This window comes from Spirosoma oryzae (genome assembly GCF_003002825.1).
GTDB classification, from domain to species: Bacteria; Bacteroidota; Bacteroidia; order Cytophagales; family Spirosomataceae; genus Spirosoma; species Spirosoma oryzae.
This window is the reverse complement of record NZ_PVTE01000010.1, coordinates 106,684-124,673: the sequence shown is the minus strand read 5'-3', so window position 1 is coordinate 124,673 and position 17,990 is coordinate 106,684. Positions and strand designations below refer to the sequence as shown.

The window sequence follows — 17,990 nt, the reverse complement described above, 5'->3', positions numbered from 1 at the left end:
AATAACCGGCTGTTCCCCCTTAATCAATCATTCTATCACTCCATCATTCTATTACAGCCACCGCCCCAATTGGCGCAGGACGTGTTCCGCGTCGGTTTCGCCTGATACGACGATATTGGCTTGTGTGTAGAAGGGCGCTCGGTCGGTACATCGCTTTTGCAGATCGGCCAGCAGCTGCGGATCTGAGGCATCGAACAACGGCCGATCGGCCTGTCCGTGTGCCACCATACGTCGGTGGAGAATCTCGGGCGGCACGTCGAGAAATACGGAAATACCCGTCTCGTTGATGTATGCCATATTGCCGTGGTAGCAGGGCATCCCCCCACCCGTCGACACAACCAGGCTACGACCCGGCTGAATCGTTCGCAGTATTCGGCGCTCAGCCTCCCGGAAATACGCTTCGCCCGACTGGGTAAAGATCTCCGGCACCGACCGACCCTCCTCCCGCACGATCATTCGATCGGTATCCAGGAAATGGTAGTGTAGGGCTTCGGCGATACGCTTCCCCAGCGTACTCTTGCCCGACGACGGCATCCCGACTAGAAAAACGTTCTTCATGCGCGAATGCGCGAATGATTGAGTGGTTGAATGATTGAGTGATTGAATGATTCGTAGCCAACCATTCAGTCACTCAATCATTCAACCACTCAATCATTCACCAATTTTTTGACCTCCTCCGCGCTGGGCGTGGTGTTATAATGCCATTTGCCGCGCACGACGCCGTCCTGCATGAGCCAGGTACCGGGATTCGAGCGCATAATCGTTTTCAGCACCGTCGCGTCGACTTTGTAGTACGGCACGTTCGTTAGCTGAAACTCGTTTTGAAAGGCGTTGATTTCTTTGTCACTGACCGACGTCAGGATGTACGGTTTGACGTCCGACCCTTTCAGGCCATCGACCAGCGCCCGGATAGCAGGCAGGCTTCCGGCGTCGACATCGGTCGTTTTCTTAACGATAATGAACAGTTTCTTGCCGTCGAAAGTCTGTTGGGTGAAATCGCCTTCATCGTTCCAGACGCGGTAGTCCGTAATCTTGGGCTTCGCGCTTTCGTTGACGAGTTGCATCTCCTTGAACTTGTAGGTCGTGTCGGTTGGGTACTGCTCGAACGTTTCGGTCTTCCCGTTCTTTTCCATGACGTACCGATAGCGCAGCGGCTCCGATGGTTTCATCTGCGCCGGAACGCTCTTGCCAACCGCATACGGCAACAGATCGAGGGGCGGCAGGAACGAGATGGCGTAGACACCCAGCCCCAGCGTCAGCAGCGTCGTCAGAAACACGACCCAGCCGGTTTTGCGGGGCGTTATCCGGTTTCGGTGCCCGATGATAAACAGAATCAGTACGGTCAGCACGACGTCTTTCCCGAACGATGTCCACGGCTTTAGCTTGATAGCGTCGCCAAAGCAGCCGCAGTCGGTAACACGGTTGAAATACGCCGAATAGAAGGTTAGAAACGTGAAAAAAGCGATCAGGAAAAACAGCAGCCAAACCGTCAGCTTGGGTTTATACGATACCAGCAAGGCGACCCCCAGAATGATTTCGGCTGCACAGAACAGCACCGACATCGTCAGCGTGAACGGTACCAGCGCCATGAAGAAATCGTGCAGAAACGGTACGTCCTGCGCGAACACTTCGAAATATTCCTCGAATTTGATCTGCGTACCGACCGGGTCGTTCAGTTTGATCAGACCCGAGAAGATAAACACGATTCCGACCAGAAACCGCGCGATCCGGGCAGCCCACAGCATGGGGGGCGTGCCGGTTTTGATTTTAGGCTGCGTCGTTGCAGGGTTCATGTAGTATGTTGATAGGTGAATCGACAGGATTACAGGATTGACAGGATTCTTCGTTTAGCCAATTTGTTGACTACACACTATTCATCCTGTCAATCCTGTAATCCTGTCAATTATTTGTCAGTTTAATCAGACAGAAAACGGCGTAGTTGATCATATCCATATAGTTGGCTTCGACGCCCTCCGATACCAGCGTTGCCCCCTGATTGTCCTCGATCTGCTTCGTACGCAGCAGCTTCATCAGCACAATATCAGTCATCGAGCTAACCCGCATGTCGCGCCAGGCTTCGCCGTAGTCATGGTTCTTGGCAAACAGCAGGTTCATTACCCGGTTAATCTGCGCGTCGTACAGCGTTTCCAGCTCGTCCGTCGGGATATCCATGCGGGCGGGTTCCGAGCCAATAGTAGCCTGAAAATCAAGCTGAATCAGCGCCATCACGCAGTAGTTGATGATGCCGACGAATTCGGGTTCAATACCCTCGCCTACTTTGCTGACGCCCGTTTCCTGTAACGTACGGATGCGCTGGGCTTTGATAAAAATCTGATCGGTAATGCTGGGTAAGCGTAAAATTCGCCAAGCGGTGCCGTAGTCCTGATTTTTTTTCAGGAACAAACTTTTGCAGCGCTCAATCACCTGCCGATATTCGGCCTCTGTCTTGGACATGAAACTGGTTTTCGGTTCACAGTTTTCGGTTTTCGGCATAAAATCCACGGCTACCGAACACAGTAAACCGAAAACCGAAAACCTGAAATGAATGCCGAAAGGTACGAAAAAAACAGCAGCGCGGCATTGCCTGAACTGCCGTGGACGACTGGTCAGACTCGATACGCCGGTGGTTATGGGCATCCTCAACGTCACGCCGGATTCCTTCTTCGCGGGTAGCCGGGTGCTGGATACCGGTGAGACCCTTGACCGGTTACTGGAACGCGCCGGGCAGATGCTTGCCGACGGGGCGACCTTCCTCGACATTGGCGGCTACTCGACCCGCCCCGGTGCCGCCGACATCAGCCCCGACGAAGAAGCAGACCGCGTATTACCGGCCATTGACGCCATCCTTCGTGATTATCCCGACGCCTTACTCTCGGTCGATACTTTTCGGGCGTCGGTCGCCCGGCAGGCGGTAAATGCTGGTGCGCAGCTAATCAATGACGTTGGGGGCGGTACGCTCGACCCGGCGATGTTCGCTACCGTCGCCGAACTAAAGGTACCCTACGTGCTGATGCACACGCGCGGCACTCCGCAGACCATGCAGTCGCTGGCAACTTACACGAACGTGACGACCGAAGTCATCGACGAAATGGCGGTTCAGCTTGCCAGATTACGCAGTTTAGGTGCAGTCGACATTGTATTAGACCCTGGTTTTGGGTTTGCAAAAACACCCGCGCAAAACTTTGATCTACTCAGCCATCTCGATGCATTTGGTTTGTTTGACGAGCCACTGCTCGTTGGCTTGTCCCGTAAGACAACGATCTGGAAAACACTGGGCATAACCGCCGACGAAGCCCTGAACGGTACAACGGTACTGAATACGGTCGCCCTACAAAAGGGCGCATCGATTTTGCGCGTTCATGACGTACGGGAAGCCGTTGAAGCCATTAAATTGACGAAAGAATTAAAATTTTTTTAGGTGATTACTTGCGTTCAATAATTCCAACCCCTACTTTTGCAGTCCCAAATCGGGAAAAACGATCTGGTAGCTCAGCTGGTAGAGCAATACACTTTTAATGTATGGGTCCTGGGTTCGAATCCCAGCCGGATCACCACCAGTAGCAAAAAGCCTCTACAGTCACTGTAGGGGCTTTTTCATTGTATCGACAAGCCCCAGGGCCTTCCTCTCCTTCTGCTTCCCCCCGCGTCAGCAAGCGTCCATACCTGGCATCGTTAAGGCCTGTAGCCCACCACTTCCAGCGTAGTTCTGAGAGACCTTCAGTCATTGGGAGATACCGCCCCGTCTATCATATGCATTGGGGGTATCGACGACGCAATCAAATCCAGTCGACCTAAACAGACTTATGGGGATTCTTAAGCAAGAATCATCTGAGTAAAAACCATTAAATAGCCGTTAATCTTTCCGACTAACCAGCTATCGAAAAGCAAAGACTTTGTGCAATCGCACCGCCCAAATTAGCAATCAACTACCTGATTTTCAATAGAAACAGTCGTCATTAAAAAGCTGACGCGTAACGCCACCCGGCCCATTTAAGCCGGAAACCATTCAAGTCTTACTCAGTATATGTACTGAACTGCAACAAAACTGAGTAAACGTTATGAACACGACAGAAAAAACACTGACACAAGCGAATGGTGTACTCAAGGCATTCAAAAGCAACAAACACGGTGACGTTGATGGCCTTGTCATTACCACCGACAACGGGCCTTTAACGCTTCACTTTCCACCGCATACCGCCAAGTCGGTCATGGCGCAGGTTGCCGCCGGCGAGACAGTTTACGTCGATTATGCTGAAGAAGCCAAGCCAGACAAGAAACCAAAGGCTGTACTGAAAGCCGTCCGGAAAGAACAACACGGCGAATCGATGTTTATCGGTGACAAGAAACCCGAAAAGCCAGCGAAGAACGACACGACTGAAACGATTACACCCGATCAGTTTACGCTGGTTCTCGACAAAAAAGAAAAGCCGATCGCCATTCGCGTGGCCGACAAATACATCCATCTGCCAAAGAATAAACAGATCAGCGATACTATTCGCCCCGATTCGACACTGGTCATTGAAGCCGAACCACGCACCGACTCGGGCTTCGTTCAGGAGCACGGTTTGACGGTGTATCACCTCAAAAGCATCAGCATAAACGGTGAGTCATTTCCTGCCAATGACTAAGTCGCATCCGTCGGATTCTATAAATTAATCATAATCGACAGTCGGTATCACCAGATGCTGACTGTCGATTACCCATGTCGGGAGCCAACTAATCAGATCGCTTTTTCACGGATTTATTGCACACTTAACATTACTTCGTTATGAACCAAGCCTGGCTTTACCCACTCATCATTGCCGCTGGTGCCCTGCAAGCCTGGGGGCCGCCCATGAACGGTGCGCTACTAAAATCGATCAACAATCCCTGGCTGGCCAGCGCGATTTCATTTTTGCCCGTGCTGGCTTTCCTCATTTGTGTCTTTCTGTGCATACCCAAGCCGATGCCCTCGGGCGAAAGCCTGGCGAGTATGCCCTGGTGGGCACCCCTCGGCGGACTCGTCGGGGCCGGGGCCGTTGTCGTTGGGCTAATGTTCGTCAATAAGGTCGGTGCGGGTACATTAGCCGGTCTGACGATTACCGCCAACATTCTAATGTCGATTCTGATCGATAAGTACGGCTGGTTTGGCATGGAACAGCACCCGCTCAGTCTGGGCCGGATTGCCGGGGCCGTGCTGTTGGTTGTTGGTATCTACCTGGTATCTAAATATTGACCAAGTCAGCCCAGCGTACATGACTACCTCCCCCCCGCTGCTCTTCGCGCACATCGGCGACCTGCACATTACCAACGCTGCCAGTCAGAATTACCTCGACTTTCTGTCTATTCTGATTCAACTTGACAGCGAATGCAGTCAGGTTGACTTTCTGGTACTGCCCGGCGACAATGCTGACGATGGCCGTCCGGACCAGTACGCACTGGTATCGACGGCACTCAGGCTGGTCACGAAGCCCGTTTATGTCATCACTGGCGATCACGATATGGCATCGGGGAGTTTGGCTGCGTTCTATTCAATGCCAGCGACTCAACCATTACCGATGGCGGTAACGGTGAAGGGGGTGCGGTGCCTGTTTCTCGACATGTGTGGTACGGGTACCGGAGGCCCTGACTTCAGGCTTGGCGACGAACAACTGGACTGGCTGGCCAATGAGCTGGCTCAGTCGGCGGAGCAGCGAGAAACGGTAGCGCTGTTCATACACACCTATCCCGTCGATTGCACCGACGCGCAGGAAACCCAACGGCTCAATCAACTTATTGCGGACCATTCGGTGGTGTTGGTCGACATGGGGCACACGCACTATAACGAGCTGGCCAATGACGGGCACACTATCTTTGCCGCCACACGGTCGACCGGACAGATTGAAGAAGGGCCTGTTGGGTATTCCTTGGTCAGTATCGATCAGGGTACGGTAAGCTGGCGGTTTAAGGCGTTGCAGGAAGCCTTTCCGTTCGTGCTCATCACCACGCCAGCCGACTATCGACTAGTACGCGAGGATGACCAGAGCCGACCGGTTGGCCTGACGCAGATCCGCGCCGTCGTATTCGGAAGGCAACCAGTCAGCCGCGTTACCTGTCAGTTGAATCAGAACAGTCCGGTTCCAATGGTCGCGTCGGCCGATGGTACGTTCTGGGCGGTCGAACTGCGCATTCCCAGCGATGATTTTCTGTCGCTTACCGTCGAAGCCGTCGATGACCGGGGCCGACCGGGCCGACATACCATCGACCTGGCTGCGCCTTTCACGGCAGGAACACACCGGCACAAGGCGGGCAGCGATGCGGATTCGGTTGGTGCCTGGCCGCAGAACGGCATTCCGGGTACACAGCTCGGCCCAAACCGCAACGGTGGCCCCTCGTAACGCTATTTATTTTCTTACTTGTTTACATGGTTAGTAGTATCTGGATTATCGCCTTTATCGCCATCGCCGGCATCATCATCCGCCCGTTCAATATTCCCGAATTTGTCTGGGCGGTGGCAGGCGCTGTTTTGTTGCTCCTGCTGGGGCTGATTACGCCCGTCGACGCACTGAACGGCGTCCGGAAGGGACTCGACGTGTACCTGTTCCTGACGGGTATGATGTTGCTGGCCGAGACAGCCCGCGATCAGGGCCTGTTCGATTGGCTGGCCGTGCTGGCGACCAACCGGGCCGATGGGTCGGCTGGTCGGCTGTTCGGGCTTGTTTATCTGGTCGGCGTGGTCGTTACCGCTTTTCTGTCGAACGATGCGACGGCCGTTGTGTTGACCCCAGCCGTCGCAGCCGCTGTCAAGACCGCCAATGTCGACCGGCCGCTGCCCTATCTCTTTATCTGCGCGTTCATCGCCAACGCTGCGTCGTTTGTGTTGCCCATCTCCAACCCGGCGAATCTGGTCATTTACGGTACCCACATGCCGTCGCTGTTGCAATGGCTGGCCCAGTATGGTCTCCCTTCTCTGGTGTCGATCGCCGTTACCTACGCTGTTTTGCGGTTCACCCAGCGCGCCGACCTGCAAGGTTCCGTGGCTACGTCTATTCCAGTACCGACTTTATCGGCGGGCGGGCGGATGGCCCTGATCGGCATCATCCTGACGGCACTGGTACTGTTGGGGGCGTCGGCACTGGATGCCGAGCTAGGCCTGCCCACGGCCGTTGCCGGGATACTTACCTCCGTCGCTGTGTTGATAAAGACCCGCACCAACCCGTGGGTTGTCGTCAAACAGGTATCGTGGTCAGTTTTGCCGCTGGTTGCCGGTCTGTTCGTACTGGTGGAAGGACTCGACAAAACGGGACTGGTCGGCTACCTGACAACGTTATTGAAAGAAGGGACGGCTCACTCCATCTCGCAAACAGCCTGGATCAGCGGTACCGGTCTGGCACTGGCCTGCAACCTGATGAACAACCTGCCAGCTGGACTGATCGTAGGATCGGTTATTCAGGCGGGCTCAGTACCGGATATGATCAAAAGCTTTCTGCTGATTGGTATTGATCTAGGGCCCAACCTATCGGTCACCGGTTCGCTGGCGACAATCCTGTGGCTGGTAGCCCTGCGCCGGGAAGGCATCCGCGTCAGTGCCGGAGCCTTCCTGAAACTGGGCATACCGGTTATGCTGATTGCCCTGCTGGCCAGTCTGGCTACGGTATGGGTTCAGTATCAGTTGCACTGATTCGCTGGGCGCGGAGAAGGGCTATTCACCGGAGCGCGGCTAACGAAGTACCGTAACGATTACGATGCTTCGTTAACCGCGCTTATTGTCGCATCGACGCTTGCCGATAGTAAGCTTGTTAATATCCACACCTGGGGAAACTATGCTAAAGCTATTATGCTCGACCGACAAAGCCTGACTGAGTGGCTACCTCGCCTGCTCTTTCTGTAAGTAAGTATTTTTTCTAGGGTAGTCAGGCAGACAAATTAATATAAATTGGCATTTACCAAGAACATCTATAATCAAAGTCATAATAGTCCCCTTCTGCTAAGAAATTCCGGTAAAGACTATTTTTACCAAATTTTTCTATGTAGTATATTGCAAGACTTTGTCGCAAACACTCGATAGTTCGGTTCTGATCGCCAGATACATTGTTTCCTCGAACCGACCGTAATTTAGTATTTCTTAAAAAATTCGATCATTATTTGCCATTCTGATAATCGAACAGCAAATAATGACGGCTCAACCCAACACTGTACGGCCATGTCTGACCAGGTTGACCAACACGCGCAGGTACCTGCGGGCCTATATCGCCCGGAATTTGAGCACGATAACTGCGGTATCGGCTTCGTCGCCCACATCAAAGGGCGGAAATCACACCAGATTGTCTCGGATGCCCTCCAAATGCTTCGGCGGATGGAACACCGGGGGGCGGTTGGTGCAGAAGCCAATTCCGGCGATGGAGCCGGGCTGCTCATTCAAATCCCCCACGAGTTTTTCGTAGACGAAACCCGCAAGTTGGGCGTCCACCTGCCTCCTGCGCTGGAATACGGCGTCGGGATGGTGTATTTTCCAAAGGATGTGTGGCTGCGCGAAGAGTGCCGCGCCATCCTGAACCGGAAAATGAAAAAGCTGGGGCTGGAGTTGCTATGCTACCGGGTTGTGCCGGTCAACAACAGCGATCTGGGTACCGGGTCTCGCTCGGCTGAACCGCAGATGGAACAGGTGTTCATCAAACGGCCAGCCAGCATCACCGACCCCGACGATTTTGAGCGGAAACTGTACATTCTGCGGAACGTCAGTACACGCATCATCAACGAAAGCGTGAAGGGCGTCGATCACTTCTATTTTTCGTCGCTGTCGTGCCGCACCATTACCTACAAAGGTCAGCTGACAACCTTGCAGTTGGAGCCTTATTTCCCCGACCTGCAAAACGAAGACGTCGTGTCGGCGCTGGGCGTGGTTCACTCGCGTTTCTCGACCAACACCTTTCCATCGTGGAAGCTGGCGCAGCCGTTCCGCTATATCGCCCACAATGGCGAGATCAATACGGTACGCGGCAACGTGAACTGGATGAAAGCCGCCGAAGGGCTGCTGGAGTCGAGCAAGTTCACGAAAGACGAGATGGACATGCTGCTGCCGATCTGCGATCCGAAGCAGTCGGACTCGGCCAACCTCGACAATGCCATCGAGCTACTCGTGATGAGCGGTCGGTCGTTGCCGCACGTTATGATGATGCTGGTGCCCGAAGCCTGGGACGGCAACGAGCACATGGACCCGACACGCAAAGCATTCTACGAATTCCATGCGGCCCTGATTGAGCCCTGGGACGGTCCGGCCTCGATTTCGTTCACCGACGGCCGTATCGTTGGTGCGACGCTCGACCGGAACGGCCTGCGTCCGTCGCGCTTCTGGGTAACCAACGAAGACATCGTCATCATGGCGTCGGAAGTGGGCGTACTGGACATCGACCCGGCGAAAGTGGTGTCGAAAGGCCGTCTGCAACCGGGTAAGATGTTCCTGGTCGATATGGAGCAGGGCCGCATCGTCGCCGACGAAGAGATCAAGCAACAGATCAGCAGCCGGCAGCCCTACGGCGACTGGCTGGTAGAGAACAAGATAAAAATTCAGGACCTCGAAGCACCGATTCGGTCGTACAACCACTACGATCCGGCGAAACTGCTGCGGATGCAGCAGGCGTTCGGCTTCACGTCGGAAGATCTGCGGATGATTCTGGCACCGATGGTCGAGACGGGGAAAGAAGCGCTCGGCTCGATGGGCACCGACGTACCGCTCGCGATTCTGTCGGAGCAGAGTCAGCACATGAGCCACTACTTCAAGCAGCTCTTTGCGCAGGTGACCAATCCCCCAATCGATTCGATTCGGGAACGGTCCATCATGTCGCTCATCTCGTTCGTAGGGGCTACCTACAACCTGTTGAGCGAGTCGCCCGAACACTGCCGGCAGGTTGAGCTGGAACAGCCGGTGCTGACGACGCAGGAGTTCGATAAGCTGCGATTCATCGACAAGCCGAAGTTCCAGGCCAAAACAATCAACTGTCTGTTCACGGCCGACGGCAACGGTAAGTCGCTGGAACGCGCACTCGACCGGATCTGCCGGTACGCCGAAGACGCGATTCAGGACGGGTACTCGATTTTGGTCCTGTCGGATCGGGCTATCGATTCGAGCCACGCGCCGATTCCGTCACTGCTGTCTACCGCAGCGATTCACCACTACCTGATCCGGCAGGGGCTGCGCGGTAAGGTGGGTATCGTTGTCGAAGCGGGCGACGTCTGGGAAACGCACCATGTCGCTACGCTAATCGGCTACGGCGCGTCGGGCGTTAACCCATACATGGCGTTCGAGACCATCGCCAGCATGAAAGAAAAAAGCCTGCTCCAGGTCGATTACGACCTCGACAAGCTGTACAAAAACTACGTCAAGGCGGTCAATGGCGAACTGCTGAAGATCTTCTCGAAGATGGGTATATCGACCCTGCAATCGTACCAGGGTGCGATGATCTTCGAGTGTCTGGGACTCAACGCCGACGTCGTAAGCCGTTATTTCACCGGCACCGTATCGCGTATCGGTGGTATGGGTCTGGACGAAATCGCCCGCGAAATTCTAGTGCGCCACTGCATTGCCTTCCCCGACAAGCCAGTTACGGCACCGCGCCTGGAAGTGGGTGGTATCTATCAGTGGAAGCAGCGGGGCGAAAAGCACATTTTCAACCCCGACACCATCCACCTGCTGCAACAGTCGACGCAAAAGAACGACTACAGCATCTTCAAGAAATACTCGAAGCTGATCGACGATCAGACCGCCAAAGCAATCACGCTGCGGGGGCTGCTTAAGTTCAAGAAAGGCACGCCCGTGCCGCTCGATGAAGTCGAACCCATCGAAGCCATCTTCAAACGGTTTGCGACGGGTGCTATGTCGTTCGGGTCGATTTCGTGGGAAGCCCACACGACGCTGGCTATTGCCATGAACCGCATTGGTGGTAAAAGTAACTCTGGTGAAGGTGGCGAAGACGAACTGCGTTATAAGGAGCGGCCTAACGGCGACAGTCTGAACTCGGCCATCAAGCAGGTAGCCTCGGGCCGTTTTGGCGTGACGAGCTACTACCTGACCAACGCCCGCGAACTACAAATCAAGATGGCGCAGGGTGCCAAGCCCGGCGAAGGCGGTCAGCTACCCGGCTTTAAAGTCGACGACTGGATCGGCCGGACCCGGCACTCGACGCCCGGTGTAGGGCTGATTTCGCCCCCTCCTCACCACGACATCTATTCGATTGAGGATCTGGCGCAGCTGATTTCCGACCTTAAAAACGCCAACCGGGATGCCCGCATCAGCGTGAAGCTGGTATCGGAAGCGGGTGTTGGTACGATTGCTGCCGGTGTTGCCAAAGCCCATGCCGACCATATTCTGGTGTCGGGTCACGACGGCGGTACGGGCGCGTCTCCCCTTTCCTCGATTCGTCACGCGGGTCTGCCGTGGGAACTGGGGCTGGCCGAAGCGCATCAGACCCTGGTTCGTAACAAACTCCGTGGCCGCGTGACGGTGCAAACCGACGGGCAGATGCGGACGGGTCGCGACCTGGCGATTGCCGCGCTGCTGGGTGCCGAAGAATTCGGTGTTGCGACGGCGGCACTGGTCGCTACGGGTTGTATCATGATGCGGAAGTGTCACCTGAACACCTGCCCGGTTGGTGTAGCGACGCAGAACAAGGAGCTGCGTGCGCTGTTCACCGGTAAGCCGGAGCATGTGGTCAACATGTTCACGTTCTTGGCAATGGAACTGCGCGAAATCATGGCCGAGCTGGGCTTCCGTACGATCAACGAGATGGTCGGGCAGTCGCAGATGCTGGAGATGCGTCAGAACCTACCGCACTGGAAATATAAAAACCTCAAACTCGACGCGCTGCTGTACAAGGAGCCAACTAACCTGGACGTAGCCCTTTACAAGCAGGAAGAGCAGAATCACTACCTCGACGAGGTGCTCGACCGCAGCCTGATCGAAGTCGCGCAGCCTGCCCTGACGGGCAACTCGCTGGGTTCGGGTGAGTCGATCTACGCGGAGTTCCCCGTACGCAACATCGATCGGAGTATCGGTACGATGCTGTCGAACGAAATTTCGAAAGTCTACGGCGGACCGGGTCTGCCAGCTGGCTCGATCCACGTCAAACTGCGCGGTACGGCCGGACAAAGCTTCGGTGCCTTTGCTACGAGTGGTCTCAAACTCGAACTCGAAGGCGACGCCAACGACTACTTCGGCAAGGGACTTTGCGGTGCGCAACTGATCGTGTACCCCGACCGGGCGGCTACGTTCAAGCCGGAAGCGAACAGCATTGTCGGTAACGTCTCGTTCTACGGAGCAACGGCGGGCGAAGCCTTTATCCGGGGTATGGCCGGTGAACGGTTCTGCGTACGGAACTCCGGCGCGAAAGTCGTAGTGGAGGGCATCGGCGATCACGGGCTGGAATACATGACCGGTGGATTGGCCATCATCCTGGGACAGACGGGGCGCAACTTTGCCGCCGGTATGTCGGGCGGGGTGGCGTACGTTTACGATCAGGACGGTTCGTTCGCGTCGAAGGTAAACGCAGAGATGGTTAGCCTGGAATCACTGACGGACGAAGATCAGGGTATCCTGCGCGAATATGTCGAGAAGCATTTCCAATACACGACGAGCAACGTGGCGCTGAACCTGCTGGAAAACTGGGACGCCCAGATCGGCCAGTTCGTGAAGGTGATGCCAAGCGACTTCCGCAAGGCACTGGCCGGCCGGGGTATTTCGCTGGCGGAGCAGATTCGCGACAAAAACGTGGTCTATCAGGACATCACCGTTGACGTGACGCAGGGGTAAGGGGTGGTGAGACTGAAGCCACCAATTCACATTGCGGAAGAAAAACTGACTCGCTATCTATTAACTCCGCTCCCTACTAATGACAAGTCTACGTACCTAAAACTGGCTGGTTATACACTTGATAACTGGCCAGTTTTAGCGCGGGATTTGCTACTATTAGCTGAGACAGAACCGGCAACGCTCGAGGACGTAACCGAATATGGTGACTCGTTTAGTATCGTAAGCACATTGACAGGCCCGAACGAACGACAGCTACGGGTAAAAACAATCTGGATGCGGGAAATTAGCACCGGTTTGACTAAATTCATCACGTTATATCCTCCTCGATGAATCATGACAATTCCCCTGTATCAGCAAGTTGCGTTACTAAGCGATTTCCCCGAGAAGGGGCTCAAAGCTGGTGATGTAGTAACGACAGTTGAATTTTTACAGTCACCGAAGGCAGGCGTTCCGAACGGGTATTGTGTAGAAGCGTTCAACGCGCTGGGAAATACGATTGCCGTATTTGTTGTGTACGAGCACGACATTGAGTTATTGACCGAACATGATGTACTAAGCAGACGAACGCTGGAAGCAGCGTAATCAGCATACAATGGGAAAACCTACCGGATTTTTAGAATTTACGCGCGAACTGCCGAAGAAGCGCGACCCGCAACAGCGGATTCACGATTATAAAGAAATCGAAATGCCGTTCTCGGAGCAGGACTCCCAACGGCAGGCCGCCCGCTGCATGGACTGCGGTACACCGTTCTGCCATAGCGGCTGTCCACTGGGAAACATTATCCCGGAGTTCAACGATGCGGTATACGAGCAAAACTGGGCGTACGCATACGAGATTCTGGCGAGCACCAACAACTTCCCGGAATTTACGGGTCGTATCTGCCCGGCACCCTGCGAAGCCTCCTGCGTACTGGGTATCAACAAGCCGCCGGTAGCCATCGAGTTCATCGAAAAATCGATCGCCGAAGTAGCGTTTGAGAAGGGCTACGTCGTACCGAAGCCACCGAAAACCCGCACGGGCAAGCAGATTGCCATTGTCGGATCAGGACCGGCGGGTCTGGCAGCAGCCGCCCAGCTGAACAAAGCCGGACATACCGTAACGGTATTCGAACGGGCCGATCAGATTGGTGGCCTGTTGCGCTACGGTATCCCCGATTTCAAGCTGGAAAAATGGACGATCGACCGGCGGATTGCCGTTATGGAAGCCGAAGGCGTTCAATTCAAAACGAGTGTCAATGTAGGCGTCGACGTAAAAGCGGCCGACCTGCTCGATCAGTTCGATCTGGTCATGCTGACGGGTGGCTCGACCGTTCCGCGCGATCTGCCCATCCCCGGTCGTGAGCTGAAAGGCATTTACCCGGCCATGGAATTCCTGAGTCAGCAAAACAAACGGAATGCAGGCCTGGCCGTCGAAGTCGATCACCGGGGGGTAGCCTACGGCGATGGGGAGTTGCTGGCTACGGGTAAAAACGTCGTCGTCATTGGTGGCGGTGACACCGGATCTGACTGCGTTGGTACGTCGAACCGGCACGGCGCGAACAGCATCACGCAAATCGAGCTGATGCCGATGCCACCCAAGGATCGGGCCGCTAACACACCCTGGCCCAACTGGCCGATGATGCTGCGCACCTCGACCTCACACGAGGAAGGTTGCGAGCGGCAATGGTCGATCAACACGAAAGCGTTTATCGGCGACGAAAACGGCAATCTGAAAGCACTGCGGCTGGTCGATCTGACATGGAAGAACGAAAACGGTCGGATGCAGATGGTTGAAATGCCGGGTACCGAGCGCGACGTTCCCTGCGAACTGGCCCTGCTGGCTGCCGGCTTCCTGAACCCGCAGCATGAAGGCCTGCTGGACGATCTGGGGCTGGAATACGACGAGCGCGGCAATGTCAAAGCGACGAAGTACCAGACCAATAACCCGAAAGTATTTGTTGCCGGCGACATGCGCCGGGGCCAGTCGCTGGTGGTCTGGGCAATCTCGGAAGGTCGTGAGGCCGCCCGTGCCGCCGACTGCTACCTGATGGGTGAAACCATCCTGGAAGCGAAAGCGGTCTCGATGATTGAAGTAGCCTAGACGGCTGAATTCGTATAAACGAAAGCGGGCATTCTCCACGGAGGATACCCGCTTTCGTTATTTCGCAGCGATCACTTCGATCTCAATCAGTATGTCATCATTTACAATCTTGGGAATCGACTTTTGCGACTGAATCGGCGTATCGTTACTAGCCTGCGCAACGTAATCGTTTGTTGCCGCGTCGAGCAGTTGCGTTGTTGCCGGGTCGATCTGCCCCGTTTCGCCTTTCACGTGGTAGGTGATCTGCTTTACGTTGGCGAGCGTCATACCGAATTCAGCGAGGGCAACTTTGAGGTTCTCAAACACCTGCGTTGTCTGCCGCGCCAGATTCCCCGGACCAACCAGTTGCCCATTGGCGTTGAACGGGCGCTGCCCACTGATGTAGACCGTCTGACCGGGGACAGCCGTTTCTACTTTGTAGGTATAGCCCGGCTTGTAGGGCGGGGTTGTAGTCGTCTGCGCATGCGCCAGGCCACCCGCCAGCAGCAAAGCCAGTAAATAAAGACGTCGGTTCATAATCGATTACCGGATAACGTTCGTTGTCAGATAGCCCGAAAAAATCGGGCCAGCGTTAAAGTTCGACGGATTCTTCTTTTTCGTCGTAGAACAGATAATTCAGAAAATCGCAGTAGGGCTTCACAATCTGACAGCCCCGCACCAGTTCGTCGACGAAGTTGGCCTTGAGGACTTCTTTGTCCGTGTAGCGATGCATGAAAAACAATTCCTTCCGACGTAGCAGTTCGATTTCAGGGTGATCGGCGGGATAGCCTTTCGGCGTTGTTTTCATCACCTCGCCCGCAGCTTCGGGGAAATACGCCTTGAACGCATCAGCTTCGATGATGTCTTTCAATTCCTGCGCATTGTAATCGACCTCCTGCCGGAATTTGGCGAGGTTGGCGGGCGTAGGCTGCCACATACCCGCCCCCAGAAATGATTGATTGCCAGGCTGAATGTGTACGTAGTAGTCGATCCGGCCGGAATGCCGCCCACCGGGGCCAATGGCAAACGCCAGGTTTGATTTATACGGTTTCTTGTCTTTCGAAAACCGGATGTCGCGGTTGATGCGGAAGATACAATCCTTCGAACTCGTGTTCGCCAGTGGTTCAAAAGCACTCATCCGCAGCAGCACCTGATCGACCAGGCGGATCAGTTCGGTTTTGGCCGCATCGTACCGACTGCGATTCACCTGAAACCATTCCCGGTTGTTGTTTTCGACGAGGTCGCTCATGAAACGGAGCGTGTCAGTCGTCAATGTTGCATTAGGTTCTTTCTTAGTTGGCATACACTCAAAGATAACACTTCCGAACGGCTCGGTCGACACTATCCGTCAACAGCTTTTTTAAACACCAGCCACGACTCGCCGGTTATGAGTGGACTAACAACCAGTCAATAATCACTCAACGTCATGGCAGACAAAACACTCGAAAAAGTAGAGGAAGAATACAAAGACCAGAAGGTCGGTGGTGGCGACAACGGCACCGGACATGGTAGCACGGGAACGGGCGGCAGCTCGACCTCGCACAAGAGTAGCAAGAAGTCGAAAGGCGGCAGCAGTGCCGGTGGCTCGACGGGCGGCTCTAAAGGTGGCCACAGCAACTAAATTCGATTGACAAAAACGACTACCTCCGTTGGAGGTAGTCGTTTTTGTTTTTATTACCGCTTTCCAATCCGCTCCTGCCATGAACTCCCTCATCTCCACCCGCTATACCACTGCCATGGTCGACGGGGCCTTACTACTGTTGCGTATCGGCACTGCCGTGCTCATGATTCCCCACGGTTTGCAGAAGCTCAACGGATTCGACAAGATGCAGAACGAGTTCGTCAGTTTCCTGGGACTTAGCCCAAAACTGTCGCTGGTACTGGCCATGTCGGCCGAACTGGGCTGTTCTCTCCTGTTGCTGGTCGGTTTATTCACGCGATTCGCCACCGTTCCGCTAATCATCACGATGCTGACAGCCTTGTTCGTGGCCCATCAGGGTGCGCTTTTCGGCGATGGGGAGAAAAACGGCTTGTTCATTACGATGCTTCTGGTGCTGCTTATCCTGGGGCCGGGTGAATACAGTCTGGACGCCCGGCTGGGTAAGCGTCGTTTTTAGAAACTGTACCGTACCTGACACCAGGGGATTTCTTCCGCCAGCAATCGTTCAAATACGGCGATCATCTTGCTTTTCAGCTGGTGCTGGTACCGGATGTTCCAACCGCCAAACTGACTGACTTTGTTTTCCTGCAATTCGGGTACCCACAGTAATTCTTCCGCTTTCGGATTAATCGCCAGATTCGCCTGATGCTGTTGTTGATTGTGCGTTAGAAAGATGATCTCGCACTTAAGTTGCGCCTTTACGGCAGGATGCAGGGCCACATCGAGTTGCTGAAACAGTCGTCGGTAGTCGGTTCGCCATTGCTTACCCCCGTAGACGATTACCGGCGAAAAGTTGACGTGTACTTCGTAGCCCGCTTCGTAGAAATCATTGATAGCCGCGATACGCTTCTCGATACTATCGGTCCGCACGTCGACCAGCTTGCTGATCTCGGCGGGCATCAGGCTGAATCGAATTCGTACTTTACGCTGCGGATCAAACGATAGCATAGCCGGATTGACAAACTTGGTGGCGAACGTCGCTTTGGCACGCGGATGATCGCGGTAGAACGCAAAGGCCTGCTGAATCCCATCGCTTAGGTCATAATCGACCGAAATGTCGGAGTTACAGCCGATGTCGTAGGTGTAAAACTGCGGATCGGTCTGGTTCGCGGGCTTGGGCCACGGTTGGCTCATCACATGCTGATCGACGGCAGTTAGTATCTCGTCGGTATTGGTGAAGAGCGTAATCGGGTTGACTTTCTTGTGCCGATCGACGTAACAATAAGCACAGCCCCCGAAACAACCGTTGGCCAGACTCGGCGCGATATAGTCCGAGCTGCGCCCGCTCCAGCGAATCTCCTTCGATTTGAGCGTTCCCAGCACCAGCACGTCCGACTTGATCTTGAAATGGTTCATCCCCAGTTCCGGTAGACGGTTGTGCTGCCGGACGACCATCGTTTCGGCTTCGGGAAAACGCGTCAGTACGTTGGCACCATGCTGGTTAATGGCATCGGCCGTGTACAGAATCAGACTGGGATTGAAGTCGGGCATAGAAGCAGCGATGGTCT

The 17,990-nt window shown here is 54.7% G+C and carries 17 protein-coding genes and 1 tRNA gene; 12 read left to right on the top strand and 6 right to left on the bottom strand.

The window, feature by feature from the left end:
* Positions 1 to 51: 51 nt before the first annotated feature.
* The 3 genes from CLV58_RS13545 to CLV58_RS13535 all read right to left on the bottom strand — a co-directional run bounded on the left by CLV58_RS13545 (position 52) and on the right by CLV58_RS13535 (position 2,454).
* On the bottom strand, positions 52 to 558 hold the full coding sequence (locus CLV58_RS13545; protein WP_106138362.1) for a shikimate kinase: 507 nt from the start codon (positions 556 to 558) through the stop codon (positions 52 to 54).
* Between the two features lie 89 nt (positions 559 to 647).
* Positions 648 to 1,793, bottom strand: coding sequence for a BT_3928 family protein (locus tag CLV58_RS13540; RefSeq protein WP_106138361.1), 1,146 nt, complete (start codon positions 1,791 to 1,793; stop codon positions 648 to 650).
* 106 nt (positions 1,794 to 1,899) lie between these two features.
* Complete coding sequence (locus CLV58_RS13535; RefSeq protein WP_106138360.1) at positions 1,900 to 2,454, bottom strand: DUF1599 domain-containing protein; 555 nt, start codon at positions 2,452 to 2,454, stop codon at positions 1,900 to 1,902.
* Between the two features lie 91 nt (positions 2,455 to 2,545).
* On the opposite strand from CLV58_RS13535, the gene folP reads away from it, so the two are divergent.
* From folP to CLV58_RS13485, 10 genes are all read left to right on the top strand, one after another.
* Positions 2,546 to 3,418 (top strand): dihydropteroate synthase, encoded by an 873-nt coding sequence (gene folP / locus CLV58_RS13530; protein WP_106138359.1) that lies wholly within the window; start codon positions 2,546 to 2,548, stop codon positions 3,416 to 3,418.
* A 60-nt stretch (positions 3,419 to 3,478) separates the two neighbouring features.
* A tRNA-Lys gene (locus CLV58_RS13525) sits at positions 3,479 to 3,554 on the top strand.
* Positions 3,555 to 4,058: 504 nt separating this feature from the next.
* Complete coding sequence (locus tag CLV58_RS13520) at positions 4,059 to 4,628, top strand: hypothetical protein (protein WP_106138358.1); 570 nt, start codon at positions 4,059 to 4,061, stop codon at positions 4,626 to 4,628.
* 140 nt (positions 4,629 to 4,768) lie between these two features.
* Positions 4,769 to 5,215, top strand: a complete 447-nt coding sequence (locus tag CLV58_RS13515; protein ID WP_106138357.1) for a DMT family transporter — start codon at positions 4,769 to 4,771, stop codon at positions 5,213 to 5,215.
* 19 nt (positions 5,216 to 5,234) lie between these two features.
* Complete coding sequence (locus CLV58_RS13510) at positions 5,235 to 6,356, top strand: metallophosphoesterase family protein (RefSeq protein WP_106138356.1); 1,122 nt, start codon at positions 5,235 to 5,237, stop codon at positions 6,354 to 6,356.
* Positions 6,357 to 6,382: 26 nt separating this feature from the next.
* Complete coding sequence (locus CLV58_RS13505) at positions 6,383 to 7,639, top strand: arsenic transporter (protein WP_106138355.1); 1,257 nt, start codon at positions 6,383 to 6,385, stop codon at positions 7,637 to 7,639.
* A gap of 522 nt (positions 7,640 to 8,161) precedes the next feature.
* Positions 8,162 to 12,763 carry a glutamate synthase large subunit gene (gene gltB, locus CLV58_RS13500; RefSeq protein WP_106138354.1) on the top strand — a complete coding sequence of 1,534 codons (4,602 nt, stop codon included), beginning with the start codon at positions 8,162 to 8,164 and terminating at the stop codon, positions 12,761 to 12,763.
* A 3-nt stretch (positions 12,764 to 12,766) separates the two neighbouring features.
* The gene (locus CLV58_RS29150; RefSeq protein WP_353887416.1) at positions 12,767 to 13,093 is read left to right on the top strand and encodes a DUF6883 domain-containing protein; all 327 of its coding nucleotides are present in this window, start codon (positions 12,767 to 12,769) and stop codon (positions 13,091 to 13,093) included.
* Positions 13,094 to 13,096: 3 nt separating this feature from the next.
* On the top strand, positions 13,097 to 13,345 hold the full coding sequence (locus CLV58_RS13490) for a DUF4926 domain-containing protein (RefSeq protein WP_106138353.1): 249 nt from the start codon (positions 13,097 to 13,099) through the stop codon (positions 13,343 to 13,345).
* Positions 13,346 to 13,355: 10 nt separating this feature from the next.
* Entirely contained in the window at positions 13,356 to 14,843 is a 1,488-nt protein-coding gene (locus tag CLV58_RS13485) for a glutamate synthase subunit beta (protein ID WP_106138352.1), read from the top strand.
* A 57-nt stretch (positions 14,844 to 14,900) separates the two neighbouring features.
* Here CLV58_RS13485 and CLV58_RS13480 read toward each other — a convergent pair whose 3' ends face one another.
* Both CLV58_RS13480 and CLV58_RS13475 read right to left on the bottom strand, forming a co-directional pair.
* Positions 14,901 to 15,359 (bottom strand): RidA family protein, encoded by a 459-nt coding sequence (locus CLV58_RS13480; RefSeq protein ID WP_106138351.1) that lies wholly within the window; start codon positions 15,357 to 15,359, stop codon positions 14,901 to 14,903.
* Between the two features lie 55 nt (positions 15,360 to 15,414).
* Complete coding sequence (locus CLV58_RS13475) at positions 15,415 to 16,125, bottom strand: DUF2461 domain-containing protein (RefSeq protein WP_211300857.1); 711 nt, start codon at positions 16,123 to 16,125, stop codon at positions 15,415 to 15,417.
* Positions 16,126 to 16,248: 123 nt separating this feature from the next.
* Here CLV58_RS13475 and CLV58_RS13470 point away from each other — a divergent pair, with 123 nt between their 5' ends.
* Both CLV58_RS13470 and CLV58_RS13465 read left to right on the top strand, forming a co-directional pair.
* Positions 16,249 to 16,443 (top strand): hypothetical protein, encoded by a 195-nt coding sequence (locus tag CLV58_RS13470; protein WP_106138349.1) that lies wholly within the window; start codon positions 16,249 to 16,251, stop codon positions 16,441 to 16,443.
* 79 nt (positions 16,444 to 16,522) lie between these two features.
* Positions 16,523 to 16,939: a DoxX family protein gene (locus CLV58_RS13465; protein ID WP_106138348.1), complete on the top strand. Its 417-nt coding sequence runs from the start codon at positions 16,523 to 16,525 to the stop codon at positions 16,937 to 16,939.
* Here the strand turns inward: CLV58_RS13465 and CLV58_RS13460 are convergent.
* Positions 16,936 to 17,973, bottom strand: coding sequence for a spore photoproduct lyase family protein (locus tag CLV58_RS13460; RefSeq protein WP_106138347.1), 1,038 nt, complete (start codon positions 17,971 to 17,973; stop codon positions 16,936 to 16,938). The two genes, CLV58_RS13465 and CLV58_RS13460, sit on opposite strands and share 4 nt — an antisense overlap.
* Positions 17,974 to 17,990 lie beyond the last annotated feature (17 nt).